This is a genomic window from Streptomyces mesophilus, from assembly GCF_040300965.1.
GTDB classification, from domain to species: domain Bacteria; phylum Actinomycetota; class Actinomycetes; order Streptomycetales; family Streptomycetaceae; genus Streptomyces; species Streptomyces mesophilus_A.
On record NZ_JBEPEW010000085.1, the window covers coordinates 1 to 15,994 of the forward strand.

18 protein-coding genes and 1 pseudogene are annotated in these 15,994 nt (G+C 70.3%); 13 read left to right on the top strand and 6 right to left on the bottom strand.

Annotation, left to right across the window (positions count from 1 at the left end; all coding sequences use genetic code 11):
- From ABT367_RS26085 to ABT367_RS26095, 3 genes are all read left to right on the top strand, one after another.
- Window positions 1-629, top strand: a 629-nt coding sequence (locus ABT367_RS26085; RefSeq protein WP_352255531.1) for a glycosyltransferase, incomplete at its 5' end; no start/stop codon positions are given.
- A complete protein-coding gene (locus ABT367_RS26090; protein ID WP_352255532.1) occupies window positions 622-1,113 on the top strand; it encodes a YbjN domain-containing protein in 492 nt (163 codons plus the stop codon). The genes ABT367_RS26085 and ABT367_RS26090, both read left to right, overlap by 8 nt.
- Window positions 1,114-1,230: 117 nt before the next feature.
- A complete protein-coding gene (locus ABT367_RS26095; RefSeq protein ID WP_352255533.1) occupies window positions 1,231-2,883 on the top strand; it encodes a glycosyl hydrolase family 28-related protein in 1,653 nt (550 codons plus the stop codon).
- 98 nt (window positions 2,884-2,981) lie between these two features.
- Here ABT367_RS26095 and ABT367_RS26100 read toward each other — a convergent pair whose 3' ends face one another.
- Window positions 2,982-4,256 carry an MDR family MFS transporter gene (locus ABT367_RS26100; RefSeq protein ID WP_352255534.1) on the bottom strand — a complete coding sequence of 425 codons (1,275 nt, stop codon included), beginning with the start codon at window positions 4,254-4,256 and terminating at the stop codon, window positions 2,982-2,984.
- A gap of 173 nt (window positions 4,257-4,429) precedes the next feature.
- On the opposite strand from ABT367_RS26100, the gene ABT367_RS26105 reads away from it, so the two are divergent.
- The 3 genes from ABT367_RS26105 (at window position 4,430) to ABT367_RS26115 (ending at window position 5,984) form a co-directional block, all read left to right on the top strand.
- A complete protein-coding gene (locus ABT367_RS26105) occupies window positions 4,430-5,191 on the top strand; it encodes a phosphoglyceromutase (RefSeq protein WP_165330820.1) in 762 nt (253 codons plus the stop codon).
- Between the two features lie 173 nt (window positions 5,192-5,364).
- Window positions 5,365-5,757, top strand: a complete 393-nt coding sequence (locus tag ABT367_RS26110) for a hypothetical protein (protein ID WP_352255536.1) — start codon at window positions 5,365-5,367, stop codon at window positions 5,755-5,757.
- Between the two features lie 95 nt (window positions 5,758-5,852).
- Window positions 5,853-5,984 carry a hypothetical protein gene (locus ABT367_RS26115; protein WP_352255537.1) on the top strand — a complete coding sequence of 44 codons (132 nt, stop codon included), beginning with the start codon at window positions 5,853-5,855 and terminating at the stop codon, window positions 5,982-5,984.
- A gap of 26 nt (window positions 5,985-6,010) precedes the next feature.
- Here the strand turns inward: ABT367_RS26115 and ABT367_RS26120 are convergent, their stop codons facing one another.
- Together ABT367_RS26120 and ABT367_RS26125 are read right to left on the bottom strand one after the other, a co-directional pair.
- The gene (locus ABT367_RS26120) at window positions 6,011-6,580 is read right to left on the bottom strand and encodes a hypothetical protein (protein WP_352255538.1); all 570 of its coding nucleotides are present in this window, start codon (window positions 6,578-6,580) and stop codon (window positions 6,011-6,013) included.
- 118 nt (window positions 6,581-6,698) lie between these two features.
- On the bottom strand, window positions 6,699-7,553 hold the full coding sequence (locus ABT367_RS26125) for an RICIN domain-containing protein (protein WP_352255539.1): 855 nt from the start codon (window positions 7,551-7,553) through the stop codon (window positions 6,699-6,701).
- Between the two features lie 120 nt (window positions 7,554-7,673).
- Between ABT367_RS26125 and ABT367_RS26130 the strand changes: the two genes are divergently transcribed.
- Window positions 7,674-8,666, top strand: a complete 993-nt coding sequence (locus ABT367_RS26130; protein WP_352255540.1) for a tetratricopeptide repeat protein — start codon at window positions 7,674-7,676, stop codon at window positions 8,664-8,666.
- Between the two features lie 58 nt (window positions 8,667-8,724).
- On the opposite strand, the gene ABT367_RS26135 is transcribed toward ABT367_RS26130, so the two are convergent.
- Both ABT367_RS26135 and phoU read right to left on the bottom strand, forming a co-directional pair.
- A complete protein-coding gene (locus tag ABT367_RS26135; protein ID WP_352255541.1) occupies window positions 8,725-8,877 on the bottom strand; it encodes a hypothetical protein in 153 nt (50 codons plus the stop codon).
- Window positions 8,878-8,963: 86 nt separating this feature from the next.
- The gene (phoU, locus tag ABT367_RS26140; RefSeq protein ID WP_352255542.1) at window positions 8,964-9,656 is read right to left on the bottom strand and encodes a phosphate signaling complex protein PhoU; all 693 of its coding nucleotides are present in this window, start codon (window positions 9,654-9,656) and stop codon (window positions 8,964-8,966) included.
- A gap of 346 nt (window positions 9,657-10,002) precedes the next feature.
- On the opposite strand from phoU, the gene ABT367_RS26145 reads away from it, so the two are divergent.
- From ABT367_RS26145 to ABT367_RS26155, 3 genes and pseudogenes are all read left to right on the top strand, one after another.
- A complete protein-coding gene (locus tag ABT367_RS26145) occupies window positions 10,003-11,340 on the top strand; it encodes a sensor histidine kinase (protein ID WP_352255543.1) in 1,338 nt (445 codons plus the stop codon).
- Window positions 11,337-12,017 (top strand): response regulator transcription factor, encoded by a 681-nt coding sequence (locus tag ABT367_RS26150; protein ID WP_030031421.1) that lies wholly within the window; start codon window positions 11,337-11,339, stop codon window positions 12,015-12,017. Before ABT367_RS26145 ends, ABT367_RS26150 begins: the two co-directional genes overlap by 4 nt.
- A 122-nt stretch (window positions 12,018-12,139) precedes the next feature.
- A pseudogene (locus ABT367_RS26155) lies at window positions 12,140-12,247 on the top strand (winged helix-turn-helix domain-containing protein); the annotation flags it as partial.
- 181 nt (window positions 12,248-12,428) lie between these two features.
- Here the strand turns inward: ABT367_RS26155 and ABT367_RS26160 are convergent.
- Window positions 12,429-13,151: a DUF461 domain-containing protein gene (locus ABT367_RS26160; protein ID WP_352255544.1), complete on the bottom strand. Its 723-nt coding sequence runs from the start codon at window positions 13,149-13,151 to the stop codon at window positions 12,429-12,431.
- Between the two features lie 707 nt (window positions 13,152-13,858).
- Between ABT367_RS26160 and ABT367_RS26165 the strand changes: the two genes are divergently transcribed.
- The 3 genes from ABT367_RS26165 to ispF all read left to right on the top strand — a co-directional run bounded on the left by ABT367_RS26165 (window position 13,859) and on the right by ispF (window position 15,916).
- Window positions 13,859-14,341 carry a CarD family transcriptional regulator gene (locus ABT367_RS26165; protein WP_003953493.1) on the top strand — a complete coding sequence of 161 codons (483 nt, stop codon included), beginning with the start codon at window positions 13,859-13,861 and terminating at the stop codon, window positions 14,339-14,341.
- Window positions 14,342-14,661: 320 nt separating this feature from the next.
- Window positions 14,662-15,420, top strand: a complete 759-nt coding sequence (ispD, locus tag ABT367_RS26170; protein WP_352255545.1) for a 2-C-methyl-D-erythritol 4-phosphate cytidylyltransferase — start codon at window positions 14,662-14,664, stop codon at window positions 15,418-15,420.
- Window positions 15,410-15,916, top strand: coding sequence for a 2-C-methyl-D-erythritol 2,4-cyclodiphosphate synthase (gene ispF, locus ABT367_RS26175; protein WP_352255546.1), 507 nt, complete (start codon window positions 15,410-15,412; stop codon window positions 15,914-15,916). Before ispD ends, ispF begins: the two co-directional genes overlap by 11 nt.
- Window positions 15,917-15,994 lie beyond the last annotated feature (78 nt).

A 15,994-nucleotide genomic window follows, 5' to 3' on the forward strand; every position in this document is an offset into this window, starting at 1 on the left:
CACGCCAGCGCCTGGGCCTGCCGCAGGACGCCCTGGTCCCGCTGTTCGCCGGCCGCATCCAGCCCCTCAAGGCCCCCGACGTCCTGCTCCGCGCCGTCCACATCCTGCTCGACCGCCGCCCCGAGCTGCGCTCCCGCCTGGTCGTGCCGGTGGTCGGCGGTCCCTCGGGCAGCGGTCTGGCCAAGCCCGAGGGCCTGCAGAAGCTGGCGGCCAAGCTGGGCATCGCCGATGTCGTACGGTTCCGTCCGCCGGTCGGCCAGGAACAGCTCGCGGACTGGTTCCGGGCCGCGTCCGTCCTGGTCATGCCCTCGTACAGCGAGTCCTTCGGGCTCGTCGCCATCGAGGCCGAGGCCGCCGGCACCCCGGTGATCGCGGCGTCCGTCGGCGGGCTCCCCGTGGCGGTGCGGGACGGGGTCAGCGGCTTCCTCGTCGAGGGGCACGATCCGGCCGCGTACGCGCTGAAGCTGGAGCACTTCGTCGACGATCCGCACCTGGTCGACAAGATGGGCGCGGCCGCCGCACGGCACGCCCGCTCCTTCGGCTGGGACACCGCCGCCTCGGCCACCGCGGACGTCTACACCGCCGCCCTGTTCGAGCAGCGCCGTCGCGTACGCTCGCACCATGGCTGACCCGCGTCAGGTACTCGAACAGACCCTCAAGGACGCCGAGCTCGCCTGGGAATCCCCCGAGCCCGGGGTCTATGTCGTGCAGCTGCCCGGCACCCGCAAGCTGTCGACCACGCTCTCGCTGCGTCTGGGCCGGCACGCGCTCTCGCTCAACGCCTTCGTGATCCGCCACCCCGACGAGAACGCGGACGGGGTCCACCGCTGGCTGCTCGAGCGCAACCTCCGTCTGTACGGGGTGGGTTACGCGATCGACAAGCTGGGCGACGTCTACCTCGCGGGCAAGCTCCCGCTGTCCGCCGTCACTCCGGACGAGCTCGACCGCCTGCTCGGCGTCGTCCTGGAAGAGGCCGACGGGTCCTTCAACACGCTCCTGGAGCTGGGCTTCGCCTCGGCGATCCGGCGGGAGTACGCGTGGCGGGTCTCGCGCGGGGAGTCGACGCGGAACCTGGACGCGTTCACACATCTGACCAAGCCGCGCTCCGACTGACGCCTTCGCAGGGCGTATTCACCGCTGCACGACCTCTTCCGCGCCATGCGGCACCGTGCCATGCTCACCGCCGACGCAGACGTGAATACTGTTCACATACGTGAAGAGGCGGTGCTCATGGACCAACTCAGCAGACGTGGACTGCTCGGCGGTGCGACAGCCGTGGCGGCAGCGGTGATCGTCGGCGGGACGCAGGCCGCGGCCGCGCCCCGTCCCGAAGCGGCCCAGCTGTGGCGGGAGTTCACCCGCAATCCCTACAACCACCCGCAGATCCCCTACGTCGGCCGCGCCGGCTACGCGCGGGGCAGCCGCTCGCGTCCACGGCCGCGGGTGCGCGCCGACGTCCTCGCGTACGGCGCGAAGAACGACGGCTCCGAGGACGCCGCGCCCGCGATCAACCGTGCCCTCGCCGCCGCCGGAGAGGCCGGCGGCGGTACGGTGATCGTGCCGCCCGGCACGTACCGCATCGACGGCATCATCCGGATCGGCCACAGCGGCGTCGTGCTGCGCGGCGCGGGCAGCGGCCGCACGAAGCTCGTCGCCACCAAGCATCTGACCGAGCTGATCGGCAAGTACGGCAGCCGGTACGGCGGTACGAAGTCCGGCTGGTCCTGGGCCGGCGGCCTCATCTGGCTTGCCCCTCAGGCGCGTTGGGACTCCCTGGTCGCCGCGATCAAGGCCCAGGCCTGGCCCTTCGAGGGCTGGACCGGCAACAGGCGGGACGAGTGGCAGACCCTGACGACCGTCGAGCCCGCCGCGCGCGGCGACTGGTCGGTCACGGTCGCCGACACCTCACGGCTGCGCCGCGGCCGGCTGGTCCTGCTGCGCCTCGCGGACGACGCGGACCATACGCTTCTGGAGCACATGGCGGGCGGCGGCGCGGGACCCGAGGCGTACACCTGGGACGACAAGACGAAGCTCACCTCGTACGTGCCCTATGAGTGGCCGGTCCGTATCGCCTCGGTCAAGGGCCGCAGGGTCACCTTCGAGCGCCCGCTCCCGCTGGACATACGGCCCGAGTGGGATCCGCGCCTGACCACCCTGGCCGCACCGCTCACCGGCTCGGGTGTCGAGGGCCTGACCCTGGAGGCCGTCGAGACCCCGCAGTCCGAGCACCTGCTCGACCTCGGCTACAACGGGCTCGCGTTCCAGTGCGCGTACGACTGCTGGGCCGAGGACGTGGTCGTACGGCATGTGGACAACGGCTTCGGGTTCATCGCCGCCTCCGCCTGCACGCTGCGGGGCACACGGGTGGCGGGACGGGGCTCGCACCACCCGTACTACTGCCGTGAGGGCTCGCACGACAACCTCGTCGAGGACTTCACCATCGAGCAGCGCACCGTCCCCGCGCCCGCCGGCACCCAGCTGCACGGCGTCAACGTCGAGGGCCTGTCCAGCTACAACGTCTGGTCGCGGGGTGACATGCGGATGGGCACCTTCGACACCCACCGCGGCATGCCCTTCGCCAACGTCCGCACCGACGTGACCGTGGACAACACCGGCACCCACGGGGGCGACGCGAGCGCGGGCCCGCTGTACGGGGCGCGCTTCACGCACTGGAACGTCACCGTGACCAACGGCCGGGCCGGCTGCGTACGGATCGACGAGATCGCCCCGTACAGCGCGACCGTGGCGATCAGCGAGGTGACCGAGTTCGGCCAGATCGACAAGCCGGACTTCACCGGTGATCTGCATGCGCGCAGTGAGGCGTACGGGAAACCCGGTGGGGTGTGGCCGCGGAATCTGTACGAGGCCCAGCGGGCGATCTGAGCGCGCGCGGCGGACGGGGGCGGCCACCCCCCTCGGTGGCCGCACCTGTCCGCCGTGCTCAGTCGGGCCCGCCCGACGCCCAGTCGGCCAGGCCGCGCTCAGGCCGTGGCCTCGACCTCGGTGACCGGGGGCGACTTGACCGGCTCGGTGGCCACCGGAGTCCGGTCCTCCTGGGGCAGGTTCCGCATCAGCATCCAGTAGCCGAACGCCGCCACCGTGCCGAGCACCGCCGTCGCGCCCCACAGCCAGTCGGCGCCGTAGTGGTCGATCACGAAGCCGGCCATCAGCGGGGCCGCGAGCGCCGCCACCGACCAGGACATCGAGTACATGCCCTGGTAGCGGCCTCGGGCGTGCACCGGCGAGAGGCGGACGACCAGGCTCATCTGGGTGGGCGAGTTGATGATCTCGGCCAGGGTCCAGACGACGACCGTGAGGGCGTACGCACCGAGCGAGCCGGCGAAGGCGGTGAGGCCGAAGCCGTATCCGGCGAGCAGGGCCGAGACGACGAGCAGCTTCTGCGGATCGCGGTGCTCGATGAACCGGGTCACCGGGATCTGCAGGGCCACGATCAGCACACCGTTGACCGCGATCACCATGCCGAAGTCCGAGGGCGTGAAGTCGGCCGCGCCCATGGCGACCGGCAGACCCACGTAACTCTGCGTGAAAATAAGCGAGATGAGGAAGGACAGTCCGACGACACCCATGAAGCGGCCGTCCTTGAGGACGGTCCCCATGGAGACCTCGGGGTCCGCGGGCTTTCCGGCCACGACCGTCTTCTCGGGACGCGACTCCGGCAGCTTCAGGAAGACCAGGACCGCACACGCCATGGTCAGCACCGCCTCGCCGAGGAATCCGGCGAGGTAGCTGTACTGGGCGACGATGCCCGCGGCCATGGAGGAGAAGGCGAAGCCGAGGTTGATCGCCCAGTAGTTGAGCGCGAAGGCCCGCACCCGGTCCTCGGGGCGCACGATGTCGGCCATCATCGCCTGCACGGCGGGCCGCGAGGCGTTGGAGGCCACACCGACCAGGCCGGCGACGACCGCGATGGCGACCGGATGCTCCATGAAGCCGAGGACCGCGACGCTGACGGCCGTGGCGCCCTGCGCGAGGAACATGGTCGGACGCCGCCCGAGCCGGTCCGTCAGGACGCCGGCGCCCAGGGTGCCGAGCACGCCACCGAGGCCGTGCAGGGCGGCCACAAGACCCGCGTACGAGGCCGAATAGCCCCGGTCGAGGGTCAGGTACAAAGCCATGAATGTGGCGACGAAGGCCCCGAGCCGGTTGATCAGGGTGCTCGTCCAGAGCCACCAGAACTCCCGTGGTAGGCCCGCGACGCTTTCGCGTGCGGCCCGTTTGATGCTCGCGATCGACATGGCTGATCCCCCCGGAAAAGGCTGGTGGCGTGGTGTCTGTAAGTGGCGCTTGGCGTGCTCACACGTTACGAGCGGGGGGTGCCGCGAGGCCACTCGATTAACAGGAACCGTCAATCGTCCGCAGGCCGGGCTGCGCGCGCGGGGGGCCCGTGGGTTCGATTAGGCTCGGAGCCATGGCCGACGCACCGTACAAGCTGATCCTCCTCCGCCACGGCGAGAGCGAGTGGAACGCCAAGAACCTGTTCACCGGCTGGGTGGACGTCAATCTGAACGAGAAGGGCGAGAAGGAGGCGGTCCGGGGCGGCGAGCTGCTCAAGGACGCCGGTCTGCTCCCCGATGTCGTGCACACCTCGCTCCAGAAGCGCGCGATCCGCACCGCGCAGCTGGCGCTCGAGTCCGCCGACCGCCACTGGATCCCGGTCCACCGCTCCTGGCGCCTGAACGAGCGTCACTACGGTGCGCTCCAGGGCAAGGACAAGGCCCAGACGCTCGCCGAGTTCGGCGAGGAGCAGTTCATGCTGTGGCGCCGCTCGTACGACACCCCGCCGCCGCCGCTCGACCGCGACGCCGAGTACTCCCAGTTCGAGGACCCGCGCTACGCGACGCTCCCGCCGGAGCTGCGTCCGCAGACGGAGTGCCTCAAGGACGTCGTCGTCCGCATGCTCCCGTACTGGTTCGACGGCATCGTCCCGGACCTGCTGACCGGCCGCACGGTCCTGGTCGCGGCCCACGGCAACTCGCTGCGCGCCCTGGTCAAGCACCTGGACGGCATCTCGGACGAGGACATCGCGGGCCTCAACATCCCGACGGGCATCCCGCTCTCCTACGAACTCGACGCCGAGTTCAAGCCGGTGAAGCCGGGCGGCACGTACCTGGACCCGGATGCGGCGGCGGCTGCCATCGAGGCGGTCAAGAACCAGGGCAAGAAGAAGTAGCTTTCGCGATCACGCCCCCGAGCTGCGCTTTCGGCGCGGGTCGGGGGCGTTCTCGTGGCCTGGTGCCGTAGCGGTCGGCCTTGGCGCGGATGGTCCTGCCGTCGGCTCCGTGGTGGTTCAACGCAGTTCGGGGGCAGACCCGGTGACACCACCACGTCTGGGGATCCGCCGACATGCCTCGTCGAGCCGCTGCTCTCACCCTCCTCCTTGCCGCAGCCTTCCTGCCGACCGCACCGGCATCCGCCGAGAGCGCCCGCTCCCTCACCGCCGCGGAACGCGGGGTGGACCCGGGAGCGGTCTGCTTCCACACCGAACCTGGCGGAGACGGGGCGAGCTGGTGCTACCGGCCGTCGTGGGGCTATGCCGACGTACCGGAGCCGCTGCACAACAATGCCGCCTCCTTCGAGTCGGACGCAGACGTCACCGTGTACGCCATCGACTGGGTCAGTCCCAGTGAGTGCCACTACCAATCGATCTGGCCGGGCGACCTGAGCACCAACTGGGAATGGCGGAACAAGCTGGACGCGGTACAGAGCGAGCGGCCCACCGACTGTCAGCAGGGCTGACGCCTCACACTCAAGCCCTCTTGCCCGCGGTTCCTCCGCGGGCAAGAGGGCTTGAGTCGTTCTCCGGGCCGTTTCCGGGGGCCGAGTCGGGGGCGATGGTTCCGCTGGTACGGAGCCGGCAGCAGGTCGTCGTCGCCCCGGTGGATCCGTCGAAATCGGAGGTCGGCGACATCGTCCTCGCCCGTGTCGCCCGGCCAGGAGCTGCGGGCAAGGAACTCGCCACGTAGTGAACCGAGGCTGAAATCAGCTCACTTCAGCTCTTCGCCAGGCGCGGAGCCTTGCCGCCGAGGTCCGTCAGGACGCGGCCGTAGTGGTCGGCGAAGTCGATGCGGGTGATGTCCTCATGGCGGAGCTTCGTCGTTGTGCGGCGCCACTCGGCCGTGCTGTCGATCTCCTGGAGGCGTAGGGACCTCTTGCCCTGCGAGGCCACCTTGCCGATGAGCGCGATGTCCGGATCCAACGCCTCCTGGAACACCGTCACCAGGGTATGTGCGGCCGCGATCTGTGCCACGAGTTCCCGCGTACCGCCCAGGGCGAAGGACCCGTCGGCGGGCGGTGGCGGTGGCCAGGTGCCGTGCTGCTTCGCCCAGCGGCGGTCCACGTCGCGCCTGCCGCGGGTGCGGACGTCGGTCAGGTCCCGGGTGCGGACCAGCGCATACCCGTCGGCCATCGAGTCGGTGAGCACCAGGAGCAGCGTCCAGTCCCGGTCGGAGGCCAGGGCGAAGCCCTGCAACGACTCGTCCGGCACCAGGCCGTCCCGCTCCACCCGTACGACCCAGCGCTCCTCCGCAGCCCGCCGCAGCAACTGCCGTCTCTCTCCCATGACCTCAGCCTTCGCCCGGGTGGCACGGGGCGCAACCGCATATCCCGCGAACCGCGGCACCGCCCGCCCGCGGGTGAGGGCCCGGCGCACCGGACCCTCACCATGGTCACGCGGCGGATCACGCCGGGGTGAGCTGCTTCCAGACCTGGGCGGCCGTGCCGTTGCAGTCGTGGATCTGGAGCCGGGTGCCGTTGGCGAAGCCGCCGTACGGCACGTCCAGGCACTTGCCGGACGCGGGGTTCGTGAAGGCGGCAGGGGTGGGCTGGTCGTGGCGCCACTGCTGGGCACCCGTGCCGTTGCACGAGTAGAGCTGCACCTTGGTGCCGTTGGCCGTGCCCGCGCCGGCCACGTCCAGGCACTTGCCCGAGTGCGGGTTCACCAGGGTGCCCTCGGGCGTGGCCTTCCAGGTCTGGCCCAGCGAGCCGTTGCAGTCCCACAGTTGGATGCTCGTGGCGTCCGCCGTGCCCGCGCCGCTCACGTCCAGGCAGTGCTTGCCGCCGTCGGGGCTGTAGGTGGACTCGGTGGGCACGGTCGCCGGACCGGTCACCGTGAACGAGCACCAGGCGGACCAGGCGGACGCGCCGTCGGCCGCCTCGGCGCGGATCCGCCACTGGTAGTCGCCCGGACTGAAGGTGCCGGTCGGGATCTGGATGTCCCACCCGTGCCCGACCGGACCGGTGTTCACCTCGTACGTACGGAAGGGAAGCTCTCCTTGACGCGCCAGCTCCACCTTTCCGGCCAGGTCGGGCTGAGGGTCCACGCCCTTCACCGAGGCGGCGAAGAGCGGGGCGAACGTGTTGGTGGTGCTGAAGGCCGGCGCGCTCTGAGCACCGCACAACTGGAAGCCCGCATACGGGCCGTTGGAGATCCGCAGCGCCTCGGGGACGTCGGGTGCGGCGGCCCACGCCGCGGTGGAGATGCTCAGCAGGGCGGCGGTCAGACCGGCGGTGACCAGGGAACGTATCCCGTTCATGCACACTCCGTAGCAAGATCGACAATTGTGCCGTGGAGCAGTGGACCCCGCCGAAAGCGCGCATGTCAGCCCGTATGGCCGCGACGTAAGACTTACGTCATTTCCCGCGGAGAGCCTGCTTTGTACGAGGCCGCAGGCACGCGCGTACGCGAGGTCTCCGGTGAGGACCTGGACGAGGTCCCCGCCGGGGCCCCGGACGCCGCATGCGACACTCCTGCCCTGATCAAGGGGAGGGAAGAGCACGTGGAGCAGGCAGAGGCGGGGGCGCTGGTCGAGGAGGCGCAGAAGGCCTGGGACCGGGAGGAGTGGCTGCGCGCGGCCGAGTTGTACGAGCAGGTGCTCGCGCACTACCCGGACGAGGAGCCGAGCGCCGCCTGGTGGTACGACGCCGCGCTCGCGCACAAGTTCCTGCGGAACTGGGCGAAGGCGTACGAACTGGGCCGCGAGGCGGCGGCCCGAGCGCCGCGCGGCGCGGGCGACCCCGCGTACTGGAACCTCGGGATCGCCGCGACCGTCCAGCGCGACTGGGCCACCGCCCGCGACGCCTGGCAGGGGTTCGGGATCGAACTGCCGGACGGGGAAGGGCAGATCGACCACGGCCTCGGCCCGGCGTGCGTACGGCTCGACACCGGCGGCGAGCAGGAGGTCGTCTGGATCCAGCGGCTGTGCCCCACCCGCGGACGCGTGATGAACGTGCCCGTGACGCAGGGGCGCCGCTTCGGCGAGATCGTCGTCCACGACGGGGTGCCGAACGGCGAGCGGACCTACGACGGCGGCACCGTCGCCGTCTTCGACGAGCTGCTGCTCTTCGAGGCCTCCGAGCTGCCCACTCTGCACGTCACCGTGCACGCACGGGCCGCGGACGACGTGGACGCCCTCGTCCGGTCCTTCTTCGACCAGGACTTCGGCGCCGAGCCGGCCAGCGGCCTGAAGATGCTCTGCGCCTGCTGCAGCGAAGGCAGCGTCGACTACACGGACAAGGCCGTATCCACCCACGGCGGCACCCAGAAGGTCTGGCTCGCCGCCCCCGAACCCGAGGCCCGCGAGCTGCTCGACGCGTGGGCGGCGGCAGCGGGCGAACGGGCCTGGAGCGAGCTGGAGTCCGTGGGCTGACACACGGAGGGTCCCGTTCCGCGAGGAACGGGACCCTCCGTGTCGTACAAGAACGGCCTCAGCCGCCGCACTGGCAGGGCGCCCCCTGCTGGCAGCCGCAGCCGCACCCCGAACCGCAGCCGCAGGCGCCGAGGAGCGGCAGCCGGACGACTTCGACCGACTCCGTCGTATCGGCGGGCTGTTGGGTCTCTGGCGTGGGGGACTCGGCCATACGAACCTCCTCAAGGCACGGTTGCCTACGCCCAGTTGATGCCCACCGGACACGGCGCATCAACGGCGCACGGAGGTGCAAAAAACTTACGCCCCCTCGACCGTCTGCGCCGACGCCGACGCGTTCTGCTGCAGCTCGTCCGCGTGCTCACCCGTCACCAGGTACACCACACGCTTGGCGACCGACACCGCGTGGTCCGCGAAGCGCTCGTAGTAGCGGCCGAGCAGCGTCACGTCGACGGCCGTCTCGATGCCGTGCTTCCAGCGCTCGTCGATCAGATGCTGGAAGAGCGTGCGGTGCAGCAGGTCCATCTCGTCGTCGTCCTGCTCCAGCTGCAGCGCCAGATCGACGTCCTTGGTGATGATGACCTCGGCCGACTTCGCCATGAGGCGCTGCGCGAGCTGCCCCATCTCCAGGATCGTGGCGTGCAGGTCGTGCGGCACGGCCCGCTCCGGGAAGCGCAGCCGGGCGAGCTTGGCCACATGCTGGGCCAGGTCGCCGGAGCGCTCCAGGTCGGCGCTCATCCGCAGCGAGGTGACGACGATACGGAGATCCGTCGCGACCGGCTGCTGGCGGGCGAGCAGGGCTATCGCGCGCGCCTCCAGCTCGTGCTGCAGATCGTCGACCTTCTGGTCGGCGGCGATCACGCTCTCGGCGAGCTTCAGATCGGCATCCAGCATGGCCGTCGTCGCGCGCCCGATCGCCGATCCGACGAGCCGGGCCATTTCGACGAGGCCTTCGCCGATCGAATCGAGTTCCTCGTGGTACGCGTCCCGCATTGATCAGTCCCTCTCTGACAAACCTGCATACGTGCCGGGGGCTGGGCTCTCACCCCGGTCCGGGGGCCGGACCCGACAAGGCTCCTGACCCCACGCTCCCACGGTCCCGGCCGAACGCGACCGGGACCGGCATGCCGTGTGAACCGTCTCTGTCCTCAAGGTGAACTCTGAGCGCCGTCTCCACCACCGTCCGCACCCCGCACACCACCTCGTACCGGACGCATCACCGCAGCTCGGCCACCCAAATGAACCAATGCCCTACCTGCGGTGAACTCTCGGCGACGAGTGTTCGAGCAGACACTCCGACGGCTGTGGAGGAGGCTTGTGGCATGCCTAACCTGGAGCCATGGACGTGAACGCGGCGGTCGCCGCAGCGGCTGCGATCGCCGGAGTGTGCACCGGTGTCATCGCCATGCTGGCGTTCCGCTGGAGCGAGCGCGACCAGAAACGCCCCACCCGGACCTCCCTGCACACCGACCCGGTACTGCCGCCCGGCGTGGACACGGTGCTCTCCGTGCTCCGCTCCTCGGCGGTCGTCCTCGACGAGGGCGACGCCGTGGTCAAGGCGAGCTCCGCAGCGTACGCGCTCGGGCTCGTCCGCGGCGGGAAACTGGCCGTGGAACCCATGCTCCAGATGGCCCGCGACACCCGGCGCGACGGCGAGATACGCCAGGTCGAACTGGACCTGCCGCGCCGCGGCACGGGCCGGGGCGACGCCCTCGCGGTCTCCGCCCGTGTCGCCCCACTGGGCTCGCGCCTGGTGCTGCTGCTCGTCGAGGACCTCACCGAAGCCCGCCGTATCGAAGCCGTACGGCGCGACTTCGTCGCCAATGTGAGCCATGAACTCAAGACCCCGGTCGGCGCCCTGAGCCTGCTCTCCGAAGCGGTCATGGACGCCTCCGACGACCCCGAGGCCGTGGAGCGCTTCGCCGGCCGGATGCAGATAGAGGCGACCCGCCTGACCAACCTGGTCCAGGAGCTCATCGACCTCTCCCGCGTGCAGAACGACGACCCGCTCGAGGACGCCGAGCCCGTACGCGTGGACGAACTGGTCGCCGAGGCCATCGACCGCTGCCGCCACCAGGCGGGCACCAAGCAGATCACCATGGCCGCGGGCGGCACCGCCGACCTGTACGTCTGGGGCAACCGCGGCCAGCTGGCCGCCGCCCTCGGCAACCTCGTCGAGAACGCCGTCAACTACAGCCCCGCCCGTACGCGGGTGGGGATAGCCGGCCGCAAGGTGAACGCTCCCGGCGGCGATCTCGTCGAGGTCGCGGTCACCGACCAGGGCATCGGCATCTCCGACAAGGACAAGGACCGCATCTTCGAGCGCTTCTACCGCGTCGACCCGGCCCGCTCACGGGCGACCGGAGGCACCGGCCTCGGCCTCGCCATCGTCAAACACGTTGCTGCCTCGCACGGCGGGGAAGTGACCGTATGGAGCTCCGAGGGGCAGGGCTCCACCTTCACGCTCCGGCTCCCCGAGGCGGGCTCCGTCCGCGAACGGAAGCCGTACCGCGCGGGCGCGGCCGATCTGGACCGCCTCGAAGCGTCCACCGGCTCCCACGAGCTCCCCGCGCACCATGACTCCCCGCACCACCCCACGCACCACGACCGCTCCGCGAACCACCCCGACGCTCGCGCGACCCGCGAGCCCCTGCCTGCCCCGGAGGTCCTTCCGTGACCCGAGTGCTCGTCGTCGAGGATGAGGAATCCTTCAGCGACGCCCTGTCCTACATGCTCCGCAAGGAGGGCTTCGAGGTCGCCATCGCGGCCACGGGCCCCGACGGGCTCGACGAGTTCGAGCGCAACGGCGCCGACCTCGTCCTCCTCGACCTGATGCTCCCCGGCCTGCCCGGCACGGAGGTCTGCCGCCAGCTGCGCGGCCGCTCCAACGTCCCCGTGATCATGGTGACCGCCAAGGACAGCGAGATCGACAAGGTCGTCGGTCTGGAAATAGGAGCCGACGACTACGTCACCAAGCCCTTCTCCTCGCGGGAGCTGGTCGCCCGCATCCGCGCCGTCCTGCGCCGCCGCGGCGAGCCGGAGGAGGTCACCCCGGCCGCCCTGGAGGCGGGTCCGGTTCGCATGGACGTGGACCGCCATGTGGTGACCGTCGCCGGCGACAAGGTCGACCTGCCGCTCAAGGAGTTCGACCTCCTGGAGATGCTCCTGCGCAACGCGGGCCGCGTCCTGACCCGGATGCAGCTCATCGACCGGGTCTGGGGCGCGGACTACGTAGGCGACACCAAGACGCTGGACGTCCACGTCAAGCGCTTGCGCGCCAAGATCGAGCCGGATCCGGGTGCGCCCCGGTATCTGGTGACGGTGCGCGGCCTGGGCTACAAGTTCGAGCCGTAAACCGCAGTTCAGGCTGCCCCTCGCCCGTTGCTGGAGTGAGCCGGTGCCGGACTCGGCGGACGGAGTCCGGCGCAGCGCTTCGAAGCCCGCGCAGCGGTGCGAGGAGCGCATCGAAGGAGGGGCCGCTGGACGTCCACGTCAAGCGCCTGCGCGCCAAGATCGAGCCGGATCCGGGTGCGCCCCGGTATCTGGTGACGGTGCGCGGCCTGGGCTACAAGTTCGAGCCGTAAACCGCAGTTCAGGCTGCCCCTCGCTCGTTGCTGGAGTGAGCCGGTGCCGGACTCGGCGGACGGAGTCCGGCGCAGATACGGAGAGGCGCGCAGCCCGGCCTTAGGTCCGTGGACCGCATCCGTACGTGAAAGGGGGCGCCCGCCTTGTCGGCGGGCGCCCCCTTTCGCTGCTGTACGCCGGTCAGTGGGTCGTGGCGCTCTCGGACGCACCGTCCGCCGGCTCACCCGTCGTGCCGTGGCCGTCTGTGCCCGTGCCCTCGGCACCGTGGCCGCCCGCGCTCTCGGACGCGCCGTCGGTGGGCTCGCCGGTGGCGCCCTCGGTCGCGGACGCGCCGCCGGTGGGAGTGGCGGACTCGGAGGCACCGCCGCCCGCCGGGGCCTCGGGGACCTCTTCCGGACCCCACTCGCTGAAGTAGCTCGTGGCCGGGACGACGAAGGTCTTCATCGTGATGTCGCCGGTCTCGCTCAGGGTGAAGGTCACCTTCTGCGCGTTGCCGTCCTTCACCGCCTCACGGCTGCTGGGGAGCATCGCGGTGGCGTTGTCCTTGCCACCGATGACCAGCGAGCCGCCGGCCGGGACCGTCAGCGAGCCGCCCTTGGCCGGCTTGAGCTCGGCCTCCTTGGCGGTGCCGTCGATCTTGATGGACTCGAGGGTCTGGTCCGTCGCGCCGTTGTTGAAGATCGTCGCCGAGATCGCGGCGGGGCCGGTCGACTCCAGGTCGGGCTGGGTGATGACCACCGCGTTCTGGATCTTGACCTTGCCGTCGTCGACGGAGGTCGCGGCGTTGTCCGGGCGGACGCCGAGGGTCTGGGCGTCGTTGCCGGCACCGCACGCGGCCAGCGTGGCGATCGAGAACGCGAGGGCGGTGGCGGCGATGGCGCCGCGTCGAAGGCTGCGGCTCACGGCGGGCGCAACTCCTTGTAGCGAGGGGCGGGACGGACGATGGTGCCGGTACGGACGGCCGTAAAGCCGTCCTAAAAGTCTGTCAGCGCGCTTAGGTTACCGACCGGCTGTCGGACCGCCGCACCCGACCCGCCCCCTTGCCCGTGCAGGTCATCGGCGCCCGGGTGCCCGGGAGTTCGGCGACGAGATTTGGTCCGGATTTCACATATTCCCCACGCGTGCGGCGCCGTGAATTCTCCGGTAACGAATAGGGGACCGGCGAGAAGCCCCTGGAAGACCGCCGGTAATTGATCACCGCGGCAGTATCGAGGGCGGTTTCGAGGGCGGATCGGCGGCGGTATCGAGAGCGGTAAAGATCAATTCGGATTGCCGTCACATCGGCTGTCACAACGGCCGTCGCATCACCCGTCACATCACTCTCGTACGTCTCTCGACTCACCGAACGGAGTAGCGGAACCCGGCTGTCCGGACGTGCGCAAACCGGGACGTTCGACCTCTTGGGTGGCGCTCCGGGGCTCTGTAACGTACGCGTTTCGGCTTCCCTGAACAGCCGCTCCGACCTGCGAATACCTGCCTCCACAAAGGCTCCGCAGCACGTTCCTGTTGCTGTTGTCAAGCCCCGAGATATGCCCTGACCTGCGAAAACGCCATTCAGAACCCGCCGTTTCCGTGTTACCCTGGATAGCCACGGAAGGGGTACCTGTCACATGACGTTCAAGGTTGGCGACACCGTGGTCTATCCCCATCACGGGGCCGCGCTGATCGAGGCCATCGAAACTCGCCAGATCAAAGGCGTGGACAAGACCTACTTGGTGCTGAAGGTCGCCCAGGGCGACTTGACTGTTCGTGTGCCAGCGGACAATGCGGAGTTCGTCGGCGTGCGCGACGTTGTCGGTCAGGACGGACTCGACCGGGTCTTCGAGGTGCTTCGCGCACCGTATGCCGAAGAGCCCACCAACTGGTCCCGGCGTTACAAGGCGAATCTCGAGAAGCTTGCCTCGGGTGATGTCATCAAGGTCGCCGAGGTCGTACGTGACCTGTGGCGGCGTGAGCGTGAGCGTGGCCTCTCGGCCGGCGAGAAGCGCATGCTCGCGAAGGCGCGCCAGATCCTGGTGAGCGAGCTCGCGCTCGCGGAGAACACCAATGAGGACAAGGCCGAGGCCCTGCTCGACGAGGTCCTCGCGTCCTGACGCCAAGAGTCGGGGGGATCACTGATCGCCCCAACAGGTCGTAGGCGTGCTGCGACCTGCACAATGATGCCGCGGTGCCCGCTGGCCGGTCCCAGACCGTGCCGCCGGGCACTGCGGCATGCTTGTCGGCGTTTCGGAACTGCGCAGTGCGCAACCGGGCGCCGCCGCAATGCTCCCGCTGTTGATGTGTGCCGGGCCCGGGCACTGGCGCCCAGGTGCTCGACCGCGTGTCACGGAAGGGGTCGCGGTCAAGGCGTCGCGCCCGGCACGGTGTGGCCATACCCATGTCCCCCGAGGACACAAACCTGAACGCGGACCTGATGTCAGACGAAACGACTCAAGCTCCCCCGAGTGCGCCCGGCGCCGCCCGTACCGCCGCGGTCATCCCCGCTGCCGGCCGCGGAGTGCGCCTGGGACCCGGCGCCCCGAAGGCGCTGCGCACACTCGGCGGTACGCCGATGCTCATCCACGCCGTACGCGCCATGGCCGCGTCCCGTGCCGTCTCCCTGGTCGTCGTGGTCGCCCCGCCGGACGGCGCCGCCGAGGTCAAGACGCTGCTCGACGCGCACACACTGCCCGAGCGCACCGACTTCCTTGTCGTGCCCGGCGGCGAGAACCGCCAGGACTCCGTGAAGGCCGGTATCGACGCGCTGCCGCCCGGCTACGACACGGTGCTCGTGCACGACGCCGCCCGTCCGCTCGTGCCGGTCGACACGGTCGACGCGGTGATCGAGGCGGTACGGGACGGGGCGGTCGCCGTCGTCCCCGCGCTGCCGCTCGCCGACACCGTCAAGGAGGTCGAGCCCCGCGCCGACGGTCCCGAGCCGGTGCTGTCCACGCCGGCCCGCGCCCGGCTGCGCGCGGTGCAGACTCCGCAGGGCTTCGACCGCGGCACGCTCGTACGGGCGCACGAGACCGTCACGGAGAACGTGACCGATGACGCGAGCATGGTCGAGCAGCTGGGACTGCCGGTCGTCGTGGTGCCCGGGCACGAGGAGGCGTTCAAGGTGACGCGTCCGCTGGATCTGGTGCTTGCCGAGGCCGTGCTCGCGCGCAGGAGGAAGAACGATGGCTTCTGAGACCCCCCGTATCGCCGGTCTGCCGCTGGTCGGCATCGGTACGGACATTCACGCGTTCTCGGCGGAAGAGGGCCGTGAGCTGTGGGTCGGCGGGCTGCTGTGGGAGGGCTCCGGGCCGGGGCTCGAGGGGCACTCCGACGCCGATGTCGTGGCGCACGCGGCGTGCAACGCGCTGTTCTCGGCGGCCGGGCTCGGTGATCTCGGTCAGCACTTCGGCACGGGGCGGCCCGAGTGGTCCGGCGCCTCGGGCGTCACGCTTCTGACGGAGGCGGCGCGGATCGTGCGCGCGGCGGGCTTCGAGATCGGGAACGTCGCCGTGCAGGTCGTCGGCCTCCGCCCGAAGATCGGCAAGCGCCGGGAGGAGTCCCAGAAGGTGCTGTCGGCCGCGGCGGGTGCGCCGGTGTCGCTGTCCGCCGCCACGTCGGACGGTCTCGGCTTCACCGGGCGCGGCGAGGGTCTGGCGGCGATCGCGACGGCGCTTGTGGTCCGGGTCTGAGGGGCTGGGAGCGGCGCGGTACCTGGATGCAGGCGTCAGGTTCGGGTAGTCGTTGCGGAGTCAACGAGTACCCGACCG

Excerpts from the sequence above, each read along its gene's own strand:
- ABT367_RS26090 (WP_352255532.1), top strand. The coding sequence starts at position 622 with ATGGCTGACCCGCGTCAGGTACTCGAACAGACCCTCAAGGACGCCGAG.
- phoU (WP_352255542.1), bottom strand. The coding sequence starts at position 9,656 with ATGCGGGACGCGTACCACGAGGAACTCGATTCGATCGGCGAAGGCCTC.
- ABT367_RS26115 (WP_352255537.1), top strand. The coding sequence starts at position 5,853 with ATGGTTCCGCTGGTACGGAGCCGGCAGCAGGTCGTCGTCGCCCCGGTG.
- ispD (WP_352255545.1), top strand. The coding sequence starts at position 14,662 with ATGTCAGACGAAACGACTCAAGCTCCCCCGAGTGCGCCCGGCGCCGCC.
- ABT367_RS26100 (WP_352255534.1), bottom strand. The coding sequence starts at position 4,256 with ATGTCGATCGCGAGCATCAAACGGGCCGCACGCGAAAGCGTCGCGGGC.
- ABT367_RS26145 (WP_352255543.1), top strand. The coding sequence starts at position 10,003 with ATGGACGTGAACGCGGCGGTCGCCGCAGCGGCTGCGATCGCCGGAGTG.
- ABT367_RS26105 (WP_165330820.1), top strand. The coding sequence starts at position 4,430 with ATGGCCGACGCACCGTACAAGCTGATCCTCCTCCGCCACGGCGAGAGC.
- ispF (WP_352255546.1), top strand. The coding sequence starts at position 15,410 with ATGGCTTCTGAGACCCCCCGTATCGCCGGTCTGCCGCTGGTCGGCATC.
- ABT367_RS26165 (WP_003953493.1), top strand. The coding sequence starts at position 13,859 with ATGACGTTCAAGGTTGGCGACACCGTGGTCTATCCCCATCACGGGGCC.
- ABT367_RS26095 (WP_352255533.1), top strand. The coding sequence starts at position 1,231 with ATGGACCAACTCAGCAGACGTGGACTGCTCGGCGGTGCGACAGCCGTG.
- ABT367_RS26125 (WP_352255539.1), bottom strand. The coding sequence starts at position 7,553 with ATGAACGGGATACGTTCCCTGGTCACCGCCGGTCTGACCGCCGCCCTG.
- ABT367_RS26110 (WP_352255536.1), top strand. The coding sequence starts at position 5,365 with ATGCCTCGTCGAGCCGCTGCTCTCACCCTCCTCCTTGCCGCAGCCTTC.
- ABT367_RS26135 (WP_352255541.1), bottom strand. The coding sequence starts at position 8,877 with ATGGCCGAGTCCCCCACGCCAGAGACCCAACAGCCCGCCGATACGACG.
- ABT367_RS26120 (WP_352255538.1), bottom strand. The coding sequence starts at position 6,580 with ATGGGAGAGAGACGGCAGTTGCTGCGGCGGGCTGCGGAGGAGCGCTGG.